The sequence below is a fragment of the Mycobacterium lehmannii genome, from assembly GCF_001499925.1.
GTDB classification, from domain to species: domain Bacteria; phylum Actinomycetota; class Actinomycetes; order Mycobacteriales; family Mycobacteriaceae; genus Mycobacterium; species Mycobacterium lehmannii.
The window spans coordinates 149962-172054 of the sequence record NZ_LQIR01000069.1 but is presented as its reverse complement, the minus strand read 5'-3'; the positions used below and the strand labels follow the sequence as shown (position 1 = coordinate 172054).

Here is a 22093-nt window from a genome sequence, read left to right as displayed (position 1 = left end):
AGCCGTCACCGCCGAACTTCACCTGGCCGCTGCAGCACTCAACCTCACCCGACTCCACACAGCCACCGCATAGACCGGGGCCACACCACCAACCTGTACCACCAACCTGTCACCGCCCACCGGCAACCAACCACAAATCGCAACAGCCACTGGGCGAACGAAATCACTTACAAATCGCTTGGGGGGGCCGGGCGCAGCCCCGCCAGCAGCGAGCGCACGCCGAGTCGCCACCGCTGCTCGATCGACGGCGCGGACGAACCCAGCCACCGCCCGAGTTCCTGGACCGCCAGCCCCTGCGCGAGCGCCAGCAGCACGTGAGCGATGTCGGCGACGTCACCTGCCAGCAGCCCCGCGTCGACGCAGCGCTGGATCCGGCCGGTGAATACCGCGCGCACCGAGGCGCCTGCCGCCGCTTCGTCGGGCCCAGGCTCCAATTCGGCGAACGGCCGCGCGAACATCAGTTGGGCGAGCCGGGGATACGACCGGCAGAACGACCGGAAGACCGGCACCAGCCGTTCGAGATCGGCGAGTGGATCCTCGGTCAGCGGAACCGTCTCCAGTTCGGCGCCCAGCAGCCGGAAGCCCTCGAAGACCATCGCCCGCAGCAGTCCCGCCTTGTCGGAGAACAGCTCGTAGACCGCGGGTACCGACGTGCTCGCCCGCTCGGCGACCCGGCGCGTGGTGAACCCCGAGATCCCGTCTTCGGACAACGTCGCGATCGCCACCTCGAGCAGGTGGTCCCTCAGCTCGGGCGTGCGCTGCTTCGCCCTCGGCATCGTGCTTCCTATCCGAGACTGAATTCGGTTGCCAGCCCGTTGATTCCGGCCCGAATGGCGTCAAGCGCGGACTCGCGGGCCTTCAGCTTGGTCGCGACGTGCGCGCCGGTGTGCACGGTGTTCACCAGTTCCGTGGCCACCTCCTGCGCCCGCGTCAACACGCGATCGGCCTCGACGATCTCGTCGAGCCACCCGCCGTAGACGGCTTCGTCACCGGCGAATGTCGACGCCAGCGCCGCACCCCTCTGATAGACCGCCGGGGTCAGACGGAACCGCATGATCTCCAGCGCGGCGACTGGGATCGTCATGCCGATCGCCACCTCGATCGCCTGGCAGCGGGTCTTCGGCTGACCGACCCGGTGGTCCCCGGACAGCAACAGGAACGACCCCATCGCGATGGCCGGACCCGTCGCGGCCATGACCACCGGCACCGGGAAGGTCAGGCACCGCACCGCCAGCTCGAATCCGCCCGCGAGCATTCCCAGCGCCGCCTGTGCGTCGCCGGACTGAAACACGGTCAGGTCGAAACCACCGCTGAACACGCGCCCGTTGCCCGCGAGCACGACGGTCTTGGCGGCATCCTTCTCCGCGCGGTCGAGCGCCTCGTTGATCGCGGTCTGCATGGCCGGGCCGAGGACATTGACCTTGCCGTCGTCCAGCGTGATCGTGGCGACCGACTCGTTCAGTTCATAGCCAACGAGGCTGCTCATCGCTTCTCCTTTGAATGCGGACGGTTAATCGTATCGATGTTACGAAACATCGATACGATTGCCAAGAGCCATTATCTCGGCGCTGTCACGCGATACGGTGCCGCGCCGTGTTGGTCTTGAGGATCTGGGTGTGCGCTTCCTCGAATTCGGCGTCGATGTCGACCGGCCGACCGGGGACCGCCCCGTTGCGCCGTGTGCGCTGCGGGCCTTCGGTTTCCGTGCGGTACCGATCGCGAAGTTCGTCGACCGAGGACCGCACGCGGTTGATCTCCTGGCGCAGGACGTCTTCGCGGCTCTCGTTCGCCGCGTAGTGGTAGTAGGTCAGCAGATGACGCAGCAGTTCGAGCTTCTGCTTCTCCTGGCGGGCGAGGTCGTGCGTGGTCAACAGCTCCAGCCGCTCGACCGGATGCAGCGTCGACCAGTCCAGCACCGCCGTGGACCGGTACCGGTGGCGCGAGCCCTTCTTCTTGGCGTGCCCCTGCCGGTCGTAGTAGGTGACCGCGCCGTCGAACCGGGATGCGATGGCCTCGCCGAGTTCGCGACGGTCCAGCGCCGAATCCCAGACGATGCGCCATTCCTGTCCGGGCGCCAGATACGGGATCTCGGCGGGCAGGTTCAGCGGCGCGATGTCGACATAACGGTCGTCGTAGACGTTCTCGTACTTGGCCACCGTCGGCGGATGCGCGAAGTCGAACCGGATGTTGTAGGCCGGTGTCCGGCCGAAGTTCTTGACCACGAGCTCGATCAGATGCCAGTCGTTGGCCGCCGGCTCCATGAACATCGCCACGTTGGGCGCCATGAGCTCTTCGCTCTGCCGCCGTCCCCGCTGATACTGCCGCCAGGCATAAACCAGGGCGGCGATTCCCACCACGACGGCGAGCCAGGCGGCCAGCGCCGTCCACATGCCGGCCGAGAGGCCGAGAACCCCATCCGCATCCACGCACCGCTGTATATCACGCAGCCGCGGATCACACACCCTTTGCCAATTTGGCGTGGGCGTCGATTAGAAAGCCCGCTGCGGACGATCTTGACCGGCGTAATTGGTCAGGATCGGCTCGCTGGGCTCAACTCCGCGGTATTGCTGACCAGCTCGCCGAACGACGCTGCGAACCCGATGTCGGCCATCGCTTTCTCGGCCGTCGCGCCCCTCGGACTGACCAGTCGCTCACCGCGTGCCGCCCAGTCGCGGTCCGACCACGTCACGCGGGCCGGTAAGCGCTTCCAATACTGCGGATGCTCGCGCAGGTACAACTCGACACTGGAGTGCACGGCCGCCTCCTCGGGGAGCTTGCGGAGCGAGATCGTGTGGGCGGTTTCGGCGAGCGCGTCGTACTGACCGGGTGCGGGCAGCGTGTCCGTGCGCTCCTCGGAAATCGCCAGCCCAGCGCTCAGCGCGCCGTCGATCAACCAGTCGAAGCTGATGTCGGCCAGCGATCTGCACGCCCCCGGCCCTCCGGCGACGTCGCAGTGGGCGCCGCGGAACCACACCTCCTCGATGCGCTCCGACGCCGAGGTCGTCAACCGTTCGCCGGGGCGCCCGTCGATCGCGACCGCGTGCCTGCCGGATTCGACGTTGGGCATCGGGGCCGGCATCGACCGGTGCGTCAAGCCCGGGATGCTCACCGCGTCCCAGATGCCCAAAAACCGGACGGCGACGGGGATTTCGCGCTGCTGCTCCAACTCGGTGGCGATTTGTGTGACGCGCGTCCAGTCCTGCTGGTCGCGGCCGGTCCGGGGCAGGGCATACGCGCCGAGCACGAAATCCGTCAGCTCCGGAAGCACCCCGACGGTGGCCAGTAAACGGGTCAGGCTCTGGGCGCAGTAACCGCCGCGACCGACGCCGAACAGATAGATCGGGTCGCCGGGTTCCCAATTGTCGACCAGGAAGCGATACGCCTCGGCGATGGCGCCGCGAGCGTCGTCGGCCGCGGCTCTGAACGGCCGCAGCGTCATCCCGGAGTTCGCCCTGACTCCCGGGTGGTACCAGATGAGCTGGTCGGAGACGTCGTCGAGCAGACGAATGAGTCGATGCGCGTTCGTCGCGGTTCCAGGGTCGGGATAGCCACGAGTGCGGTCGAAGCACAGCACTAGCTTCTTCATCTTGGCCCCCGGCCCGAATAATTGACGCTAGGGTCTACAAGTTTGCCCCCGTGCGGCCATCTTGTCCAGAAATTCGCGCCTTTTAACCGTTATGCCGCAAGCACCTGCGAAAACGTCGGGCGCCAAACCGTCGGCGGAGTTCATGTCACAGTTGCCGAACGGTGGCGCACCCTCCGGTAGACCGCCGCCATATCCGGTGCCGTCGGTGTACTGATGCGCCACCTTTCCGGGATACGGAGGGTTGTATCCGTAGGCGGCGACCACGACCCGAAGCCCCGGCGGCTTGTGCGGCCACAGGGTGTTCAAGTCGCCGACGTTGCCGTATCCGATCACCTTCGCCGTGCTGCCGACGAACGCGCCGATCTCGCGGCAGCTGGCGTTGATCTCCGCCGAGCGGTCGCCGCGGATCTGGCCGCCCCACGACTCGACGTCGAGCATCACCGCCATCCTCGGGTGCGGAGTGCCCACCTGGTCGCGGAACGTGGCCACAGTCTCGCGCCAGTTCGGTCGCCACACGAAGTACACGAGGAAAAATGTCAGACGCCCGTCGTCGGCACTGCGGCGGCACCAGTCGTAGTTGTTGCGCCACTGACGATCTCGATACGTCCCATCGTTGGAGCGGATGCACAACACCGGGTACTGATAGCTGTCGTCGACTCCGGCCTGCCATTCCGAGACGTCGGCATAGAGCGTGTCCGCCATGTCGGCTAGTCTGTCGGAACGCTACGTCAACGGGGTTTGCACACCCGGGCTCAACGGATCGGCGTGTACCTCGATGAAGCCAGGCACCGTTCCCGTCGGCACGTCGTAGGCGAGGCCGACCAGCGCCTCGGCGCCGGAATCGATCTCGACGAATCCGCCGCCCACATAGAACATCGCCTCGTCGTCGATGGAATAGACGGTGTTTCCGGCGTGCAGCTTCTGCAGGGCGCCGCACACGGCGAGGTAGCGGGTGAGCAGTGTGCGGTTGTCGTTGGAGCGCGGTTCGGCGCGCATCCGTGGTTCGATGGCCGACGGCGGCTCTGCGGGCTGCGACGTCGGGTCCGGCGAACGGTGCTCGGTCCACGTCGAACCGTCCCAATACCGTTGGCCGCCAGCGCCGTCGGGGTCGGGATACCAGCCTGCGGGGGTGGGTGGTCTCGTCATCGCAGGCGATCCTCCCGATAGGCGCCGAGCAAACGGGAGATTAGCGCAGCAGCATTCTGACCGGCGCTTTTCGCACGTCAGACCGGTACCGTCGAGTCAGCCGCCCATCAGCATGCGCCACTGGTCGAGGTTGCTGGCCCGGTAGACGTAGTTGGTCTGGCGCACCTCCGACAGGGAGGCGCTGGGCTCGGCGGAGTACCAGTGGCCGGGGAACACCGTCGGGTCGCCGGACAGTTTCGCCAGCGCCTGCAGGCTGCGGAACATGTCGTCGACGTTGCCACCGGGGAAGTCGGTGCGTCCGCACCCTTCCAGGAACAGGGTGTCACCGGCGACGAGCCGCCCGTCGAGCAAGAAGCACTGGCTGCCCGGAGTGTGGCCGGGCGTATGCAGCAGTTCGATGTCGATGTCGCCGACCTTGACGACGTCGCCGTGCTGGTGCGAGGTGAGCTCGCTGCGCGCAATGCCGGTTATCTTCGAAACCCAGTCGGCCTCAAGCTGGTTGACGTGCACCGGCACGCTCGTGCGCTCGAGCAGTTCGGCGAGCCCCTTGAGTTCGAAACCCATCATCGAACCGCCGACATGGTCGGGGTGGTGGTGGGTGACCAACACGCCGGACAGCCGCATGCCGTCGGCCTCCAGCGCGTCAACCAGATCGCCTGCGGCGTAGGCGGGGTCGACGATCACCGTGTCGCCGGTCTCGCGGTCGCCGATCAGGTAGGCGAAGTTGCGCATCTGCTGGGCGATCATGTCACCGGCCGCGAAGTCGCGACCGGACAACAACTGACGGAAGTAGAGCCGATCCGAAGCCATGACCGTCAGCGTATCTGGGCCCGGATTTCGGGACTCAGTCCTGGCTGCGCAGCCGCACCATGCGGATGGTGCTGCTCTCGTCGAGTTCGACCAGGTCGGTGTGCGAGCGCAGGAAGTCGCTGAAGGACTTGAACCCGAGGGACTTCTCCGAGAACGACGGATCCATGCGCCTCATCTGAGCCTTGACCGCCGAATTGTGCAGCCAGTCGGAGTCGTCCTTGCCGTGCGCGATGCGCAGCGCCCGCTCGAGCAGCGCGGTCCCGGCGGCCTGCGGATCGGGCTGTTCTGCGTCCTGCTCGGCGTCGGCCTTGGTGCGTCGCCGCTTCGGGGCTTCCGTCTTGACCGCCGGAACGCCGGGCAGCGCGTCGTAGGAGACGTACTCGTCGCAGGCCGCGGTCAGCGACCGGCTGATCGATCCGGTGATGCCGATGCCGACGACGTAGCGTCCGAGGCGTTTGCACCGCTGTGCGAGCGGGATGTAATCGGAGTCGCCGGCGACTATGACGACGTGGGTCAGGTCGGGCAGCCGGAACATGTCCTCGACGGTGTCGACCGCGAGCCGGATGTCGGCCCCGTTTTTGCTGTACGCGGCGGCCGGGAACAGCTGCACCAGGTCGACTGCGCGCCCGACGAGCTGGTCGCGGTAGTCGGCGTTGACGTCGGTTGACCAGTCGGCGTAGGCCTTGGTCAGCACCAACGTGCCGAACGACGACGCGTAGTCGATGATTGCGCCGACGTCCACGGTTGCCTGCGTCAGCCGACCCGGATTCTTGTGAAAGCCCGCAGCCTTATCACGCTGGAACGAGTTGCGCCCGTGGATCTGGTCGTACCGCGAGATCACGATGTTGTCGAAGTCGAGGTACACCGCTACACGGGTCGCGCCGGGTTCGGTCACTGTTCCGTCCTATCACTGTCCGACTAGAGTCAGACAGTAACGGTTGCGGTGATCAGCGGTTTGGCGCGGCAATCGGCGAGAATGTACCCTCTTTAAGGCTCGCGCCGCGGTGCGCGAACCTCGAAGTAGGCAGGCCCCCTTAGCTCAGTCGGCAGAGCGTTTCCATGGTAAGGAAAAGGTCAACGGTTCGATTCCGTTAGGGGGCTCGGTGAGCGGGCGGACATCCGCCCGGATCCCGGGGCGGTGTAGCTCAGCTGGTTAGAGCGCACGACTCATAATCGTGAGGTCGGGGGATCGAGCCCCCCCACCGCTACAGGCAGCATCGAACGCGTAAACGAAGGACGAAGAACCGTGGCCTCCAGTACCGACGTACGGCCGAAGATCACTTTGGCGTGCGAGGTGTGCAAGCACCGCAACTACATCACCAAGAAGAATCGCCGTAACGACCCGGACCGGCTCGAGATCAAGAAGTTCTGCCCGAACTGCGGCAAGCACCAGCCGCATAAGGAATCGCGCTAAGACGAGTCAGCCCGTAGGCGTTGCCCGGGGTGCTAGGTAGGTTCACTAACTGTGTCTTTGTCCGAGCGGATCGTCGGGATGCAATACCGCTACCCCGACTACTACGTCGTCGGTCGCGAGAAGATTCGCGAGTACGCGGTCGCGGTGAAGAACGACAATCGCGCATTCTTCGACGAGGACGCCGCGGCCGAACTCGGTCACAAGGCGTTGCCCGCACCGCTGACATTCATGAGCGTCCTTGGGTACATGGCGCAGATTTCGTTTTTCGAGCACGCCAACGTGGGGATCAAAGACGCCAAGATCGTGCAGGTCGACCAGGTGGTCAAGTTCGCCAAGCCGATCTTCGCGGGCGACAAGCTCTACTGCGAGGTGCAGGTGGACTCCGTGCGGCAGGCCCACGGCACCGACATCGTCGTATTGAAGAACATCGTCACCAACGAAGCCGGTGACGTCGTGCAGGAGACGTTCACGACCCTGGCGGGTCGGACGGGTGACGGAGAAGAGGGTTTTTCAGATGCCACTGCGTGAGTTCGCCTCGGTGAAGAAGGGCGACGAGCTTCCCGAGAAGGTGATTCCGCTGACGCGGCAGGACCTCGTCAACTACGCGGGGGTGTCGGGTGACCTCAACCCGATCCACTGGGACGACGACATCGCCAAGCAGGTCGGGCTGGACACCGCGATCGCGCACGGCATGCTGACCATGGGCCTGGGCGGCGGATACGTCACCGAGTGGGTCGGCGACCCGGCGGCGGTCACCGAGTACAACGTGCGGTTTACCGCTGTGGTGCCCGTGCCCAACGACGGCATCGGGGCGGAGATCGTCTTCAACGGACGCATCAAATCCGTTGAGCCCGAGACGAAGTCGGTGACCATCGCGCTCTCGGCAACCACCGGCGGCAAGAAGATCTTCGGTCGTGCGGTGGCCGTTGCGAAGTTGGCGTAGCCGTGGCCCTCAAAATCGATATCAAGGGCATGGTCTGGGAGTACCCGGAGCCGTACGTCGTCGGCACGGAACAGATCCGCCAGTACGCGAATGCCGTCAAAGCCCACGATCCGCAGAGCCACAGCGTGGAGGCCGCCAAGGCGTCCGGCCATGACGGGCTCATCGCGCCGCTGACGTTCATGTCGATCTTCGCGGTCATGATCCAGCGGCACTTCTTCCAGCACAACGACGTGGGCTTCGAAACCATGCAGATCGTGCAGGTCGACCAGAAGTTCAAGTTCCATCGTCCGATACAGGCCGGCGACGAACTGACCGGGACGCTGGAGATCCAGTCGGTGGACGAACGCTTCGGTGCCGACATCGTCACCACCCGCAACAAGCTGATCGACCGGCATGGTGAGCTCGTCATGGAGTCGTTCACCACGCTGATGGGCCACGAGGGCGACAACTCGATCTCGGCCGGCTGGGATCCGGAGACGGGGCAGGTCGTCCGCAAGCCCGTCGTCCATGATCCCGTCGAGGATCCCGATGGTGCCGAGAGCGTGAACGGCGAGGCGTCTGCTTGATGACCGGCCCGCCGGTCGAAGCTTGATGACCTGCCCGCCGGTCGAAGCTTGATGACCTGCCCGCCGGTCGAAGCTTGATGACCGGCCCGCCGGTCGAAGCTTGATCGGCTCGCCGGTGGATTAGTAACTCGGACGGGTGGCGCGCTACACTCGGTCCTCGGGGTTTTCCCAGTCCAGCGCGCTGTCCGTCGGTTTGAAGATCGGCCGATCGGGGAGCGCGCGAATTGTGTGAGCCCCGAACGGGTGGCCTGTGGAGTGCCACTCTGAAGGGGCGTAGCTCAACTGGCAGAGCAGCGGTCTCCAAAACCGCAGGTTGCAGGTTCAAGTCCTGTCGCCCCTGCTCAACTGAATACTCGACAAGTGTGGACACTGGAAGGTGACCCACAAACCAGATGACCAGACAAGGGAGCATGCGGTGAGCGACGAGCACGACGATGCCGGCTCCGACACCGAAAACGGCCGCGGCGCCGTCGTGACCCGACCGACCCGCCCGTCGGGCAAGCGGACCCGTCGAGCAGCCGCCGGCGAAGACGCCAGCGAAGCGGTCGATCTGTCCACCGGCACCGCGGCGTCACCCACGAAGAACGGGTCGGGCACCGCGAAGAAGGCCGCCAAGAAGCGTGCCGACGGACCGTCGCGGAATCCCTTCCTGTTCGTCTGGAACTACCTGAAGCAGGTCGTCGCCGAGCTGCGCAAGGTGATCTGGCCGAACCGCAAGCAGATGGCCACCTACACCGGCGTGGTGCTGCTGTTCCTGGCGTTCATGTTGGCGATGATCGGCGGCGTCGACTTCGGCCTTGCCAAGCTGGTCTCGCTGGTGTTCGGCTGACGAGTACGCGCGACGGATGAGAATTTCGAGAGGACTGACAAGTGACTAGCTTCGAGGGCGATACGCCTTCGGCCGAGAGCGTTGACCTGATCGACGAAACGACTGGGGCGACGACCGACGCGACCACCAACCCGGCGACCGAGGACGCCGACGTCGCCGGTGACGCCGTGAGCGACGAGGCGGCCACCACGGACGATGCGGCCGGTGAAGCAGCCCCCGCTGACGCCGAGCCCGAGGAAGAGGATCCGGCGGTCGCGCTGAAGAAGGAGCTGCGGACCAAGCCGGGCGACTGGTACGTCATCCACTCCTACGCCGGTTACGAGAACAAGGTGAAGGCCAACCTCGAGACCCGCGTGCAGAACCTGGACGTCGGCGACTACATCTTTCAGGTCGAAGTGCCGACCGAAGAGGTCACCGAGATCAAGAACGGTCAGCGCAAGCAGGTCAACCGCAAGGTGTTGCCCGGTTACATCCTGGTGCGCATGGAGCTCAACGACGAGTCGTGGGGCGCGGTGCGCAACACACCGGGTGTGACGGGCTTCGTCGGTGCGACGTCGCGGCCGTCGCCGCTGTCGCTGGACGATGTGGTGAAGTTCCTGCTGCCACCCGCCGCGGCGAAGAAGCCCGGAAAGGCCGCGGCTGCGGCCGGTGCAGCCGCCGCCGAGGCCGGGGGCATCGAACGCGCGCCGATCGAGGTGGACTTCGAGGTCGGCGAGTCGGTCACCGTCATGGACGGTCCGTTCGCGACGCTGCCCGCCTCGATCAGCGAGGTCAATGCCGAGCAGCAGAAGCTCAAGGTGCTGGTGTCCATCTTCGGCCGCGAAACACCTGTCGAACTGACCTTCAACCAGGTCGCCAAGATCTAAGCCGGCGATTTGTGCACGCCTAGGAGCGCTTGGCGCAACAACGTGTGCACAAGTCGCGAAGAACCGAGAGAGGAACAACCAACACCATGGCCCCGAAGAAGAAGGTCGTCGGGCTGATCAAGCTGCAGATCCAGGCCGGGCAGGCCAACCCCGCCCCGCCGGTCGGTCCGGCGCTCGGCCAGCACGGCGTCAACATCATGGAGTTCTGCAAGGCGTACAACGCCGCGACGGAAAATCAGCGCGGCAACGTCATCCCCGTGGAGATCACCGTCTACGAGGACCGCAGCTTCACGTTCAACCTCAAGACACCGCCCGCAGCCAAGCTGCTGCTGAAGGCCGCTGGTGTGCAGAAGGGCTCGGGCGAGCCGCACAAGACCAAGGTCGCCAAGGTGTCCTGGGATCAGGTGCGCGAGATCGCCGAGACCAAGAAGGACGACCTGAACGCCAACGACATCGATCAGGCCGCCAAGATCATCGCCGGCACCGCCCGGTCGATGGGCATCACGGTCGAGTAGTTCGACCGGAATTCCGTGGGAGGGCCAGCTTCGGCCCGGCGATGAGCGCTCGCGCGAAGAGCAATCATCACAGACCACAACTCAGCAATTAGGAGAAACGAATGAGCAAGACGAGCAAGGCATACCGCGAAGCCGCCGAGAAGGTGGATCGCAGCCGGCTGTACACGCCGCTGGAGGCGGCGAAGCTGGCCAAGGAGACGGGATCGAAGAAGCAGGACGCGACCGTCGAGGTGGCGATCCGGCTGGGTGTCGACCCGCGTAAGGCCGATCAGATGGTGCGCGGCACCGTCAACCTCCCGAACGGCACCGGTAAGACCGCCCGCGTTGTGGTGTTCGCGGTCGGCGACAAGGCCGAGGCTGCCGAGGCCGCCGGTGCCGACGCCGTCGGTAGCGACGACCTGATCGAGCGGATCCAAGGCGGCTGGCTGGACTTCGACGCAGCGATCGCAACGCCCGACCAGATGGCCAAGGTCGGCCGGATCGCGCGCATCCTCGGTCCGCGCGGCCTGATGCCGAACCCGAAGACGGGCACCGTGACGCCCGACGTCGCCAAGGCCGTGTCCGACATCAAGGGCGGCAAGATCAATTTCCGCGTCGACAAGCAGGCCAACCTGCACTTCGTGATCGGCAAGGCGTCGTTCGACGAGAAGGCGCTTGCGGAGAACTACGGCGCCGCGATCGACGAGATCCTGCGGGCCAAGCCGTCGTCGTCGAAGGGCCGCTACCTCAAGAAGGTCGTCATCTCGACCACGACCGGCCCGGGCATTCCGGTCGACCCGTCGGTGACGCGCAACTTCACCGAAGCCGGGGCGTAGGAGCCGCTGTCGCGGATTTACACCGCGGCGTCCGGCGATCCGGAAGCGGGGTCTAGACGTTGCTGTCAGCGACCTCGGGCATGCGACGCCTACATTGGGCCGGTAGAGATTTGGCCGACAGAATTTACCCCCGGAACTTCGCGGGTTTTGTCGTCGCTGCCGCCGCGCCTATGTGAAAGTTGACCCATGCGTAAGTGCATCCGGGTCGTCTTTCTCTCTTTGCTGGGCCTAGTAAGCGCTGCCGTCCTCAGCGCCGCGACCGCACTGTTGGCGGCGGTCAGTCTGGCCGCTACGACCGCGCTGATCGTGCCTGGGACGGGGACGCCGAACGCGAACGATATCACCGATTACATGCCGAACTACCGCGACTACTACATGAAGCGCACGGATTGCACCGTCGCCAACAACTGCCAGCTGGACGGCATCGACTACTTCGCATCGTTCTGGCCGATTCCATTGCCGGGCTGGTGCGACCCGGGTCGATGCGAGAAGTTCGACGTGTCCGTAGCTGATGGCGTGAAGAACCTGAATGAAGTGCTGACGACGATGGAGAGCCTCGGTTACGACGGGGACATCGTGATTGCCGGGTATTCCCAGGGGTCCCGCGTGGTCACCATCTCGAAGATGCAGTTCGCCAGCGGCAAATGGAAAAAGCTGGTCGATAACGCGGACTCCATAGAGTTCGTTTACATCGGCAACCCGAATCGCCCGAACGGCGGAATCCTCTCGCGATTCGGAATTCTCGGTCACATCCCGATCCTGGATGTGACGACCGGCCAGCCTACGCCGACAAACACGCCGTTCAAGACAAAGGACTGGGCTATCCGATGGGAGGGCATCGCCGACTTCCCGCAATACCTGCTCAATCCGCTGGCCATCATCAACTCGGTCTTGGGCTTCTACTACGACCACGGCACCTATCTCGCGATCAACGAGGACAGTGATCCCGGTGAAACCCCCGCCGGATACACCGTTGCCGAGTGGAAGGAGCTCACGACCTACCCCGAGAAGCACCCGGATCTCGTCCAGATTCAGCAGTACGGAGACACGACGTACTACACCGTCAGGCCGAAGGTGCTCCCGGCAGTGCGCCCGCTGCACTCCATCCCATTGATCGGCAAACCGATCGCAGATTTCTGGGAGCCCATCCTCGAGGTGCTCATCGAAGAGACGGGTTACAACCGCAACATCCCGTTCGGGCAGTATTCCCCGATCGGACTGATCCCGTTCTTCAACCCGATCACGCTGGTGCTCAGGATGATTCCGGCCGTCTTCCAGGGTGTGGTCAACTTCCTCGGAAACTTCATCCCGGAGCTGGCGCCGAAGCCGATAACGATCACCCCCGATCCAGTGCCGGCACCGGTCGCTCCTCCCGGTGCGGCGGATGAGCAGGGCGATCCGCCGGGAGCCGAGATTCTGGCGGATGCCGACGAAAATCAGGGTGACGGTTCGCGGCTGCTGGCCGCGGGTAGCGACGCCGACGAGATGGTGCTCACCGTCAAGAGCGAGGGGGATCTCACGCTGACTGAAGGTGCTGGGACGCCGGTCGTCGAGGGAGCGATCGAGGGCGAGGTCATCACGGAGCTCGCCGAAGGAGAGATCGTCGAGGGCGAGGAGCCGCAGGACCCCGTACTCGAAACCACTCCGATCGTCGCCGAGGAAGTCGTGGATGAGAAGACGACCGACCCCGCCGACGGCAATGGCGTCGTTGCCGTGAAGGGCCCCGACGTCAAGAAGGATCCCGAGGTCACAACGAATCCCGCACAGAACCGGATCGATGCCAACGGTCGGAGCGTCTCGCTGGACGCCTCGCCGAACAAGCCGGCCGCGGGGCCTGCGGGCGGCGGTAACGGCAGCGTGCAGAAGATCAGCCCGGCGAGCCCCGAACCCTCTGAGGGCCTCACGACGAAGCCCGACCCGAGCGGGACCACGAAAGACCCCCAGGGCGCGATCGACACGCAAGACTCGAAGGACTCCGAACCGGCCGCAGCCTGACCGCACAGGCTCAACCGTCCGGACCAGCGTCTCTCTGCGCGCGCGAATTCGCTGTGTGTCACGATTGGGCGCGTGAGGGGCATTATCTTGGCGGGCGGGAGCGGCACGCGTCTGCACCCGATCACCCTGGGTGTGTCGAAGCAACTGGTGCCCGTCTACGACAAGCCGATGGTGTACTACCCGCTCTCGACGCTGATGCTGGCGGGCATACGCGACATCCTGGTGATCACCACGCCCCACGATGCGGACGGTTTCGAACGCCTGCTCGGTGACGGATCACGCTTCGGGGTATCGATCACCTACGCCAAGCAGCCGTCTCCGGACGGCCTGGCACAAGCTTTCACGATCGGTGAGACGTTCATCGGCACCGACAACGTCTCCCTCGTGCTCGGCGATAACCTGTTGTACGGTCCTGGGCTGGGCAGCCAGCTCCAGCGCTTCACCACGATCGACGGCGGCGCCATCTTCGCCTATTGGGTGGCGGAGCCGTCCGCCTACGGCGTGATCGAGTTCGACGACAGCGGCTTGGCAATCTCCTTGGAGGAGAAACCCGAACGGCCCAAGAGCAACTACGTCGTACCGGGTCTGTACTTCTACGACAACGACGTGGTCGAGATCTCCAAAGGCCTGAAGCCGAGTGCCCGCGGTGAGTACGAGATCACCGATGTCAACCGCTGCTATCTCGAGCAGGAGCGGCTGCAGGTGCACGTGCTGCCCCGCGGAACCGCCTGGCTGGACACCGGCACCTTCGACCAGATGACCGATGCCGCCGAGTACGTGCGCACCATGGAACGGCGCACGGGGCTGAAGATCGGCGCGCCCGAGGAGATCGCCTGGCTGCAGGGCTGGATCAGCGACGACGAATTACGGGAACGTGCCACGCCTTTGGTGAAGTCGGGCTACGGCAACTACCTGCTGAACCTCCTGGAGAGGGGACGCTGATGTCGCGACTCCTCGTCACCGGTGGAGCGGGCTTCATTGGCTCGAACTTCGTGCGGTACGTCATCGACCACACCGATCATCACGTCACCGTGCTCGACAAGCTGACCTACGCGGGCAACCGCGCCTCGCTTGCCGGACTGCCTGACGACCGAATGATGTTCGTGCACGGCGACATCGCGGACGCCCCACTCGTCGATGAGCTGTTCGCGGCGGTGGACGCGGTCGTGCACTACGCCGCCGAATCGCACAACGACAACTCGCTGGACAACCCCGAGCCGTTCCTGCACACCAACCTCGCGGGAACCTTCACGTTGCTCGAGGCCGCGCGCAGGCACGGCACGCGCTTCCATCACATCTCGACCGACGAGGTGTACGGGGATCTGGAGCTCGACGACCCGCGCCGGTTCACCGAGCAGACGCCGTACAACCCGTCGTCTCCGTACTCGTCGACCAAGGCCGGCAGCGATCTGCTGGTACGGGCCTGGGTTCGATCGTTCGGTGTGGCCGCGACGATCTCGAACTGCTCCAACAACTATGGGCCCTATCAACACGTCGAGAAGTTCATCCCGCGACAGATCACGAATGTTCTGCGAGGAATCCGCCCCAAGCTCTACGGCGAGGGCCGCAATGTGCGGGACTGGATTCACGCCGACGACCACTCGTCGGCGGTGCTGACCGTGCTCGACAAGGGACGTATCGGTGAGACGTATCTGATCGGCGCGGACGGTGAGAAGGACAACAAGACCGTCATCGAGTTGATCCTGACCCTGATGGGTCAGCCCGCCGACGCCTACGACCACGTCACCGATCGAGCCGGTCACGACTTGCGGTACGCGATCGACTCCACCAAGCTGCGCGAGGAACTCGGGTGGCAGCCGCAGTACCAAGACTTTGAAGAAGGTCTGACCGCAACGATCCAGTGGTACCGCGACCACGAAGACTGGTGGGCGCCCGCCAAAGACGCCACCGAGAGCTTTTACGCCCGGATGGGTCAGTGAAGAAGGCCCAGTTGTGACTGATTTCGGTAAGCCCCTGCGCGCTTTGACGACTCCCATCCCGGGGCTAGTCGTGTGGGAACTGCCCGTGCATGGAGACAACCGGGGATGGTTTAAAGAGAACTGGCAGCGCGAGAAGATGCTCGCGCTCGGTTTGCCCGATTTCAAGCCGGTGCAGAACAACGTGTCGCTCAACGAGAGTGCGGGCACCACACGCGGAATCCACGCCGAGCCGTGGGACAAGTTCATCTCCGTCGCGACCGGTCGGATCTTCGGCGCGTGGGTCGACCTTCGTGACGGCCCGACGTTCGGCGCTACCTTCACGGCCGAAATCGACCCATCGCGAGCGGTTTTCGTCCCTCGCGGGGTTGGTAACGCATTCCAGAATCTGGAGCACAACACCGCGTATATCTACCTGGTGAACGATCACTACTCGCCCGATGCCCAGTACACCTCGGTCAACCTCGCCGACGAGACCGTCGCCATCGACTGGCCGATTCCGCTGGACCGCGCGGAGCTGTCGGCGAAGGATCGCGAGAACCCGCGTCTGGCGGAGGTGAAACCAATTCCGCCGCGCAAGACCCTGGTTCTCGGCGCCGGTGGTCAACTGGGCCTGGCGCTGCGCGAGGCGTACGCCGGTACTCCCGGTGTCGAATTCGCCGAACGCGCCGACGTCGACCTCACCGCCACCGGCATAGAGTCCGCGCGCCGCTGGCGCGAATACGAGACGATCATCAACGCCGCCGCCTACACGGGTGTGGACGCGGCCGAGACGCCGGAAGGTCGTGCGGCGGCATGGGCCACCAACGTCGCCGGCGTGGCCGCCTTGGCTCGTACCGCTGCTGACAACAACATCACTTTGGTGCACATCTCCAGTGACTATGTCTTCGACGGCCAAATCGCGAGGGCTTATCGCGAAGACGACCCGGTGTCACCGCTTGGCGTGTACGGCCAGACCAAGGCGGCGGGCGACCTGGCCGTGGCGACGGTCGACCGGCACTACATCATTCGGACCTCATGGGTGATCGGCGACGGGAACAACTTCGTGCGCACGATGCTCTCCCTCGCCAACCGCGGGGTGAATCCCTCCGTCGTGAATGATCAACACGGCCGCCTGACGTTCACATCGGAAATCGCAAGGGCAATCCGACATCTGACCGACACGCACGCCCCGTACGGCGTCTACAACGTCACCGGTTCGGGGACGGTGAGCACGTGGGCCGACATCGCGCGGCGGACGTTCGAACTCGCCGGTCACGACCCGGGCCGGATCACCGATGTCACGACCGAGCAGTACTTCGCCGACGCAACGAAGCTCGTCGCGCCTCGACCGGCTAACAGCGTCCTCGATCTCGCCAAGATCCAGTCGGTCGGTTTCGAACCCGCCGACGCGGACGCTTCTCTAGTGAACTACATTCGCCGCGAGTCCATCGAGACACCCTGAGCGTCAGAGGTTCTCGCCAAAGACGCGCCCGAGTTCGGCCCGTGATCTGATTCCGAGTTTCCGGTAGATGCGAGAGAGATTGGTCTCGACCGTCTTGGGGCTGATGAACAGCGCGGTGGCCACGTCCTTGGTCGTCATCCCCGACGCGGCGAGTTCGGCGACGCGGTGCTCCGACGGCGTCAAACCCAGATGTCCGTTGCTCGACGCGCCGGCCCGCGCGAGCTCGGCGCGCGCCCGCTGCGCCCACAGCGGAGTGCCCAAGCCCTCGAACACGTGCAAGGCCTCGGTCATCGTCGTGCGCGACGCCTCCTTCTGCCGCTGACGTCGCTGTAACTGGCCGAGCAGCAACAGGGTTCGAGCACGCTCGAAGGGCATCGGCAGGCGCTCATGGTGCGCGAGCGCGTGTCTCGCCATGTCGGCAGCCTCGTCGACCTCGCCTTGCGCGGCCAGCCAGAGGCTGCGGCACCGTGCGGCCATGGCCAACATCCACGGCCTGTTCAACAGTCGCCCATTGGCCTCCAGTGCCTCGATCATCGGCTCGGTTTCGGCGGCGCGGCCGAGCGCGACCATCGCCTCGACCGCGTCGGGGACGAATCCTGCGGTGATGATCTCCGTGCCTGGCAGGAACGGGAACCGGTCGACCAGCGGCTGCAAGATCTGTAGCGCCTGTTCGTAGTTGCCCAACGACACCTCGAGGAACGCCAGGTTGACCGAAGCCCAGTCCGCCAGCCGAGGGGAACCGCAACGCTCGGCGAGGTCGATCGCCTTCCGGGCGACAGCGCGGGTTTCACCCTCCCTGCCGGCATACGCGGCGACTGCGGACTGGATGGTCTTGGCGACCACGCGCATGTGCTCGCCGCCGAGTTGCTGTGCCCGCTCCACGGTCTCCTCGGCGATGCGGGTCGCGTCGTCGTAGCGTCCCCGCCAAATCTCGATCAGCGCGCTGAACACCGCGACGAAGATCAGATCGGTTTCGGCTCCTCGCTCGACGCAACGCTGACGCACGAAGGCCATCTGGTCCATCGCCTCGTCCAACCGCCCCACGAACGCCAGCATCAAGGCGTGGTTGGCTCTGGCGCGGAACGCGATCGGCGCCTCGCTGCTCAGATCCTGCAGTGCCAACGCTCGGTCGATGCCCGACCAGTCGACGCCGCGACCGCACATGCAGGCGATGTTGGTGCGCACCGCGAGAACCTGACTCGTGAGGTCGGCGATCCCAACGTCTTCGGCGTAAGCGGCCGCTCGTTCCGCACTTTGCAGCGCTGCCCCGAACTCACCGGCGTTGAGGCGCGCATATGCCAGCAGCAGCAGCGTGCGGACCCGGACCTCGCGGTCGCCCTCGTCATGGTCGAGCGCCTGTTCCAAGAGGGCAACCGCGTCGGTGAAGCTGTTGTGTTGAATCCGCATGCTGGCCAACAAATTCAACGCCATCGCTCGGTGCACGCCACGCGGAATGCGCTCGATCAATCCATCCAGCAGCCAACGGGTGCGCTCCAGATCGCCGGCGTGCAGGTAGTGGTCGGCCGCGCGAATCCGCCGCGTCGGCGTGTCGCCGCCGAGACCGATTGCCAGCTCAAGTAATTCGCCGGCCGCGGCGGGTGCACCGCGTGCCACCGCCGTGTCGGCGGCGATGTCGAGCGCCTCGAGCGTGGCAGGGTCGGCGCTGGCGGCGGCCAGTGCCATATGCCTGGCTCTGGACTCGTCGAGGACCACCGCCTCGGCCAGCGACCGGTGCATGGCGCGTCGCGCACTCGGTTTGGCGTCGGTGTACACGCTGCGCGCCAGCAGCGGATGCGAGAATGCCACGGCGTCACCGCTGATGCTCAGGATGCCCTTGTCTCTGGCTTCGGCCAGCAGTTCGGCGGTGCGATCGTGCGTGCTGTGCGTGACACGGGCCAACAGGTCGACGGTGGGAGCGGCCTCGCACGCGGCGGCCAGCAGCAGGACCTGGGTCTCGGGTTCCAGTCGACCGATGCGCCTGCGCATCAACTCCGCGAGCGTCGCGGGCAACACCGACTGGGAACCGCCCGCGTCGATCGCGCGCGCCAGCTCGAGGGCGTAGAACGGGTTGCCGCCGGAGATCTCGGCGATCCGGACCATCGTCGGGCGAGGAAAGGTTCGGCCGAGCCGCGCCGAGATCAGGGCGTGTAGGCCGCCGAGACTCAAGGGGCCCACGTGCACTCTGCGGACGCCGGGCGAGTCGCCTACCTGCAGCCAGCTGGCCGCGCCGGCGCCCTCGTGTTCGGTGCGTTCGGTGGCCAGCACGCCCACGCGACCGCTGAACCGCCTGGCGGCGAGGGCCACCACGGCTTGACTGGACGGATCCAGCCACTGCAGGTCGTCGACGGCAATGAGTACCGGCCCGTCGCCGCAGAGGTGCTCGACGGCACCGGCGAATGCCGCCGCGACCGCGCCCTGATCTGTCGGCGGGCCGTCGCCGTCGGCGCGCAGCAGCACGCGATCCACAGCCAGGCGCTGCACGTCCGGCAGGCCGGCGAAGACCTCAGAGGGAATGTCGCCGAAGAGGTCGGCGACGGCCGCATACGCGAGAGTCGTCTCGGCCTGGCCGGCGCGCGCCGTCAGCACCCGGAAGCCGCGTTGACGGGCCGCAGAGATACCCGTCAGCCACAGGGTGGTCTTGCCGGCTCCGGCCTCTCCATCGATGACAAGTGCACATGGTTCGGTGTCGGCGGATTCCAGGAAATCGCCGACCGCCCGAAATTCGGCCGGACGTTCGATCACGCCGGACACCAGAACCACACCCCTCATCGACAGCAAATCGAGGATATCCCGCTGACGTATGAGGCGCAGTAGCCGTGGGCCGCGGATATGCAGCTAAGAGGTGCGCTTAATAGGCAGAGCGAAGGAGTGCGGAGGTGTCCGGCAACGTCATGCGCGGTGGTGGCGCCGGATCCGGGTGCCCACCGGAGCGGACAGCCGCTGGTGTGGTGCACCGGCCGCCAGGCAGGTCCGGGAGACGATCTCTCGCGAGCCGGCGCCGAAGACGCCGTAGAGCACCTCGTCGCTGGGTACGGCCAGCGTGATCAGCAGCTCGACGGGAGTGCCCTCGCCAGTGGCGACGGCCGCCGCGGCGTCAAGACGTGCGACGAGGTCCTCGACGGATTGCTCAGTGAGCTCCGGCAGATACCATTCAGCCAGGTAGCACGCGGATTCCCCACTCCCGCTCATCTGTCGAACGGTAGCGATTCCTCACGCCCGGCGAATCAGGTATTTCCCTACGTTTCGTCCCTTACGCGGCTGCGCCGGGCTTCAGGTACGTGACCAGGCTGACGTCGATGCCCTCGTCGATGAAATACCACTGGCAGCCCTTGAGATAGCGCATGTACCGGTCGTAGTTCTCCTCGCCGGCGGCCGCGATCGCGGTGTCCTTGTTGCGCTCGAGGCGGTCGGCCCAGATGCCCAGCGTCTTGATGTAGTGGTTACGCAACGACAGCGGCTCGGGCACCTGGAAGCCCGCCTTTTCGCCGTGCTCCACCATCATCTGCGTCGTCGGCAGGCGGCCGCCGGGGAAGATCTCGGTGATCATGAACTTGATGAAGCGGGCCATCTCGAAGGTCAGCTTCTTACCGCGTGCGGCCAGGTCGTACGGGTGATAGCCGACGCTGCTCTGGATGGTCATCCGGCCGTCGTCGGGCAGGATGTCGAAACACGTCTTGAAGAAGTCGTCGTAGCGCTCGAAGCCGAAGTGCTCGAACGCCTCGATGGAGACGATGCGGTCGACGGGGGAGTGGAACTGCTCCCAGCCCTCGAGGCGGACGTCGTAGGTGCGCTCGGTGTCCAGCTTGCTCAGCAGCTGGTTGCAGTAGGCCTGCTGGTTCTTCGACAGGGTCAGCCCGATCACGTTGACGTCGTACTTCTCCATCGCACGCTGCAACGTCAGGCCCCACCCGCAGCCCACCTCCAGCAGTGTCATACCCGGCTTGAGGTCGAGCTTGTCGAGGTGCTGGTCGACGTTGGCGATCTGCGCCTCCGACAGCGTGACGTTCGGGCCGGTGAAGTATGCGCAGCTGTACTTACGCGTCGGGTCCTGGAACACGCCGAAGAAGTCGTCCGACAGGTCGTAATGCGCCTGGATGTCCTCGAAATGAGGCCGCATATCCTTCGTGCCGGTTGAGTTGTCAGACATATTTCCCCTGCTTGGCCTTTCCCAATGACGTGACGCGGACCTGCGGTTCGTCACGTGATGATCTGGTCGACACCATATCGTCGGCCGTTGCCGAACCCTAATTCGGCTTGCCGCCACTCCGGCGGCATTTTGTGGGAGGCGGGGGCTATTTCTGGAGCGTGAACTGGTTGACGTCGATGTATCCGACGCGGAAGCCGTGTGCACAGCCGGTCAGGTAGTGCATGTAGCGGTCGTAGACCTCTTGGGATTGGATGGCGATCGCCTCGTCTTTGTGCGTCTCCAGCGCCGCTGACCAGCAGTCGAGCGTGCGCGCGTAGTGCGGCTGCAAACTCTGTCGCCGGGTCAACTCGAAGCCTGCCTTCTCGGCGTGCTCGCCAACCAGCTCGATGGTCGGCAGGTATCCACCAGGGAAGATCTCGGTGAGGATGAACTTCACGAACCGGGCCACCGAGAACGTCAGCGGCATACCTCGCTCCGCCATCTGCGGAAGTGTGAGCGCGGTGATGGTGTGCAGCAGCATCGCCCCGTCGTCGGGCAGCACGCGGTGGGCCATGGTGAAGAAGTCGTCCCAGCGGTCCCTGCCGAAGTGCTCGAACGCGCCGATCGACACGATTCGGTCCACGGGCTCGTCGAACTGTTCCCAGCCCTGGAGCAACACCCGCTTGGACCTCGGGCTGTCCGATGCGGCGAAGACCTTCTCGACGTGGGCGTGCTGATTCTCGCTCAAGGTGAGGCCGACGACGTTGACGTCGTACTTCTCGACGGCCCTCATCATCGTCGAACCCCAACCGCAGCCGACGTCGAGCAGCGTCATCCCCGGTTCGAGGCGCAATTTGCCCAACGCGAGATCGACCTTGGCACGCTGAGCCTCCTCGAGCGTCATGTCGTCGCGCTCGAAGTAGGCGCAGCTGTAGGTCTGGGACGGATCCAGCCAGAGCCGGAAGAACTCGTCGGAGAGGTCGTAGTGCGCCTGCACGTCGGCGAAGTGCGGCGTCAAATTGCGTGTTGCAGCCACTGGTGTGCCTTTCTGGGCGGAATCAGAGCTCGCGTCGCCTGTGACAGTTCAAGCCCGGAAGCACT

General features: G+C 65.1%; 24 protein-coding genes and 3 tRNA genes. 15 read left to right on the top strand and 12 right to left on the bottom strand.

Translation table 11 applies throughout. The features are described from left to right. Positions 1 to 167: 167 nt before the first annotated feature. The 8 genes from AU192_RS24900 to AU192_RS24865 form a co-directional block, all read right to left on the bottom strand. On the bottom strand, positions 168 to 776 hold the full coding sequence (locus AU192_RS24900) for a TetR/AcrR family transcriptional regulator (protein ID WP_064400191.1): 609 nt from the start codon (positions 774 to 776) through the stop codon (positions 168 to 170). Between the two features lie 8 nt (positions 777 to 784). Beyond that, on the bottom strand, positions 785 to 1486 hold the full coding sequence (locus AU192_RS24895; protein WP_064400190.1) for a crotonase/enoyl-CoA hydratase family protein: 702 nt from the start codon (positions 1484 to 1486) through the stop codon (positions 785 to 787). Between the two features lie 85 nt (positions 1487 to 1571). Beyond that, the gene (locus AU192_RS24890; protein WP_064400212.1) at positions 1572 to 2390 is read right to left on the bottom strand and encodes a hypothetical protein; all 819 of its coding nucleotides are present in this window, start codon (positions 2388 to 2390) and stop codon (positions 1572 to 1574) included. A gap of 140 nt (positions 2391 to 2530) precedes the next feature. After that, entirely contained in the window at positions 2531 to 3586 is a 1056-nt protein-coding gene (locus tag AU192_RS24885; protein ID WP_064400189.1) for a phospholipase effector Tle1 domain-containing protein, read from the bottom strand. A gap of 27 nt (positions 3587 to 3613) precedes the next feature. After that, positions 3614 to 4288, bottom strand: coding sequence for a hypothetical protein (locus tag AU192_RS24880; protein ID WP_064400188.1), 675 nt, complete (start codon positions 4286 to 4288; stop codon positions 3614 to 3616). A gap of 21 nt (positions 4289 to 4309) precedes the next feature. After that, positions 4310 to 4732 carry a DUF2510 domain-containing protein gene (locus AU192_RS26190; RefSeq protein ID WP_064400187.1) on the bottom strand — a complete coding sequence of 141 codons (423 nt, stop codon included), beginning with the start codon at positions 4730 to 4732 and terminating at the stop codon, positions 4310 to 4312. Between the two features lie 96 nt (positions 4733 to 4828). After that, positions 4829 to 5542, bottom strand: coding sequence for an MBL fold metallo-hydrolase (locus tag AU192_RS24870; protein ID WP_064400186.1), 714 nt, complete (start codon positions 5540 to 5542; stop codon positions 4829 to 4831). Between the two features lie 34 nt (positions 5543 to 5576). Then, complete coding sequence (locus tag AU192_RS24865; protein WP_064400185.1) at positions 5577 to 6437, bottom strand: NYN domain-containing protein; 861 nt, start codon at positions 6435 to 6437, stop codon at positions 5577 to 5579. A 133-nt stretch (positions 6438 to 6570) separates the two neighbouring features. On the opposite strand from AU192_RS24865, the gene AU192_RS24860 reads away from it, so the two are divergent. From AU192_RS24860 to AU192_RS24790, 15 genes are all read left to right on the top strand, one after another. Then, positions 6571 to 6643: transfer RNA gene (locus AU192_RS24860), tRNA-Thr, on the top strand. A 33-nt stretch (positions 6644 to 6676) separates the two neighbouring features. Next, positions 6677 to 6750, top strand: a tRNA-Met gene (locus tag AU192_RS24855). A gap of 38 nt (positions 6751 to 6788) precedes the next feature. Beyond that, a complete protein-coding gene (rpmG, locus tag AU192_RS24850; RefSeq protein ID WP_059101288.1) occupies positions 6789 to 6956 on the top strand; it encodes a 50S ribosomal protein L33 in 168 nt (55 codons plus the stop codon). Positions 6957 to 7007: 51 nt separating this feature from the next. After that, on the top strand, positions 7008 to 7484 hold the full coding sequence (hadA, locus tag AU192_RS24845) for a (3R)-hydroxyacyl-ACP dehydratase subunit HadA (RefSeq protein ID WP_064400184.1): 477 nt from the start codon (positions 7008 to 7010) through the stop codon (positions 7482 to 7484). Further along, complete coding sequence (gene hadB, locus AU192_RS24840; protein ID WP_064400183.1) at positions 7471 to 7899, top strand: (3R)-hydroxyacyl-ACP dehydratase subunit HadB; 429 nt, start codon at positions 7471 to 7473, stop codon at positions 7897 to 7899. The genes hadA and hadB overlap by 14 nt, the downstream gene beginning before the upstream one ends. Before the next feature lie 2 nt (positions 7900 to 7901). After that, positions 7902 to 8465 (top strand): (3R)-hydroxyacyl-ACP dehydratase subunit HadC, encoded by a 564-nt coding sequence (hadC, locus tag AU192_RS24835; protein ID WP_064400182.1) that lies wholly within the window; start codon positions 7902 to 7904, stop codon positions 8463 to 8465. Positions 8466 to 8732: 267 nt separating this feature from the next. Next, positions 8733 to 8805, top strand: a tRNA-Trp gene (locus AU192_RS24830). Between the two features lie 75 nt (positions 8806 to 8880). Next, positions 8881 to 9294 (top strand): preprotein translocase subunit SecE, encoded by a 414-nt coding sequence (secE, locus tag AU192_RS24825; protein WP_064345533.1) that lies wholly within the window; start codon positions 8881 to 8883, stop codon positions 9292 to 9294. 41 nt (positions 9295 to 9335) lie between these two features. After that, the gene (nusG, locus tag AU192_RS24820; protein WP_064400181.1) at positions 9336 to 10160 is read left to right on the top strand and encodes a transcription termination/antitermination protein NusG; all 825 of its coding nucleotides are present in this window, start codon (positions 9336 to 9338) and stop codon (positions 10158 to 10160) included. An 86-nt stretch (positions 10161 to 10246) separates the two neighbouring features. Continuing rightward, on the top strand, positions 10247 to 10675 hold the full coding sequence (gene rplK, locus AU192_RS24815; protein ID WP_064345535.1) for a 50S ribosomal protein L11: 429 nt from the start codon (positions 10247 to 10249) through the stop codon (positions 10673 to 10675). Between the two features lie 101 nt (positions 10676 to 10776). Then, a complete protein-coding gene (rplA, locus tag AU192_RS24810) occupies positions 10777 to 11490 on the top strand; it encodes a 50S ribosomal protein L1 (RefSeq protein WP_064400180.1) in 714 nt (237 codons plus the stop codon). Between the two features lie 186 nt (positions 11491 to 11676). Further along, positions 11677 to 13485 carry a PE-PPE domain-containing protein gene (locus AU192_RS24805; protein ID WP_064400179.1) on the top strand — a complete coding sequence of 603 codons (1809 nt, stop codon included), beginning with the start codon at positions 11677 to 11679 and terminating at the stop codon, positions 13483 to 13485. Between the two features lie 72 nt (positions 13486 to 13557). Next, on the top strand, positions 13558 to 14427 hold the full coding sequence (rfbA, locus tag AU192_RS24800; RefSeq protein WP_064400178.1) for a glucose-1-phosphate thymidylyltransferase RfbA: 870 nt from the start codon (positions 13558 to 13560) through the stop codon (positions 14425 to 14427). Next, positions 14427 to 15425, top strand: coding sequence for a dTDP-glucose 4,6-dehydratase (gene rfbB / locus AU192_RS24795; RefSeq protein ID WP_064400177.1), 999 nt, complete (start codon positions 14427 to 14429; stop codon positions 15423 to 15425). Before rfbA ends, rfbB begins: the two co-directional genes overlap by 1 nt. Before the next feature lie 13 nt (positions 15426 to 15438). Continuing rightward, on the top strand, positions 15439 to 16866 hold the full coding sequence (locus AU192_RS24790) for a sugar nucleotide-binding protein (protein ID WP_064400176.1): 1428 nt from the start codon (positions 15439 to 15441) through the stop codon (positions 16864 to 16866). Between the two features lie 3 nt (positions 16867 to 16869). On the opposite strand, the gene AU192_RS24785 is transcribed toward AU192_RS24790, so the two are convergent. The 4 genes from AU192_RS24785 to AU192_RS24770 form a co-directional block, all read right to left on the bottom strand. Further along, positions 16870 to 19635 carry a helix-turn-helix transcriptional regulator gene (locus AU192_RS24785; protein ID WP_064400175.1) on the bottom strand — a complete coding sequence of 922 codons (2766 nt, stop codon included), beginning with the start codon at positions 19633 to 19635 and terminating at the stop codon, positions 16870 to 16872. Positions 19636 to 19755: 120 nt separating this feature from the next. After that, a complete protein-coding gene (locus AU192_RS24780; RefSeq protein ID WP_064400174.1) occupies positions 19756 to 20055 on the bottom strand; it encodes a hypothetical protein in 300 nt (99 codons plus the stop codon). A 61-nt stretch (positions 20056 to 20116) separates the two neighbouring features. Further along, complete coding sequence (locus AU192_RS24775) at positions 20117 to 21013, bottom strand: cyclopropane mycolic acid synthase family methyltransferase (protein ID WP_064400173.1); 897 nt, start codon at positions 21011 to 21013, stop codon at positions 20117 to 20119. 145 nt (positions 21014 to 21158) lie between these two features. Beyond that, positions 21159 to 22028 (bottom strand): cyclopropane mycolic acid synthase family methyltransferase, encoded by an 870-nt coding sequence (locus tag AU192_RS24770; protein WP_064400172.1) that lies wholly within the window; start codon positions 22026 to 22028, stop codon positions 21159 to 21161. Between the last annotated feature and the right edge of the window lie 65 nt (positions 22029 to 22093).

What these genes read in the sequence shown, in the direction of transcription:
- hadB (WP_064400183.1), top strand. Translation starts at nt 7,471, where the DNA reads ATGCCACTGCGTGAGTTCGCCTCGGTGAAGAAGGGCGACGAGCTTCCC.
- AU192_RS24785 (WP_064400175.1), bottom strand. Translation starts at nt 19,635, where the DNA reads ATGAGGGGTGTGGTTCTGGTGTCCGGCGTGATCGAACGTCCGGCCGAA.
- rplA (WP_064400180.1), top strand. Translation starts at nt 10,777, where the DNA reads ATGAGCAAGACGAGCAAGGCATACCGCGAAGCCGCCGAGAAGGTGGAT.
- AU192_RS24895 (WP_064400190.1), bottom strand. Translation starts at nt 1,486, where the DNA reads ATGAGCAGCCTCGTTGGCTATGAACTGAACGAGTCGGTCGCCACGATC.
- AU192_RS24890 (WP_064400212.1), bottom strand. Translation starts at nt 2,390, where the DNA reads ATGTGGACGGCGCTGGCCGCCTGGCTCGCCGTCGTGGTGGGAATCGCC.
- AU192_RS24885 (WP_064400189.1), bottom strand. Translation starts at nt 3,586, where the DNA reads ATGAAGAAGCTAGTGCTGTGCTTCGACCGCACTCGTGGCTATCCCGAC.
- rfbB (WP_064400177.1), top strand. Translation starts at nt 14,427, where the DNA reads ATGTCGCGACTCCTCGTCACCGGTGGAGCGGGCTTCATTGGCTCGAAC.
- AU192_RS24805 (WP_064400179.1), top strand. Translation starts at nt 11,677, where the DNA reads ATGCGTAAGTGCATCCGGGTCGTCTTTCTCTCTTTGCTGGGCCTAGTA.
- AU192_RS24870 (WP_064400186.1), bottom strand. Translation starts at nt 5,542, where the DNA reads ATGGCTTCGGATCGGCTCTACTTCCGTCAGTTGTTGTCCGGTCGCGAC.
- AU192_RS26190 (WP_064400187.1), bottom strand. Translation starts at nt 4,732, where the DNA reads ATGACGAGACCACCCACCCCCGCAGGCTGGTATCCCGACCCCGACGGC.
- rplK (WP_064345535.1), top strand. Translation starts at nt 10,247, where the DNA reads ATGGCCCCGAAGAAGAAGGTCGTCGGGCTGATCAAGCTGCAGATCCAG.
- AU192_RS24775 (WP_064400173.1), bottom strand. Translation starts at nt 21,013, where the DNA reads ATGTCTGACAACTCAACCGGCACGAAGGATATGCGGCCTCATTTCGAG.
- AU192_RS24900 (WP_064400191.1), bottom strand. Translation starts at nt 776, where the DNA reads ATGCCGAGGGCGAAGCAGCGCACGCCCGAGCTGAGGGACCACCTGCTC.
- AU192_RS24880 (WP_064400188.1), bottom strand. Translation starts at nt 4,288, where the DNA reads ATGGCGGACACGCTCTATGCCGACGTCTCGGAATGGCAGGCCGGAGTC.
- AU192_RS24780 (WP_064400174.1), bottom strand. Translation starts at nt 20,055, where the DNA reads ATGAGCGGGAGTGGGGAATCCGCGTGCTACCTGGCTGAATGGTATCTG.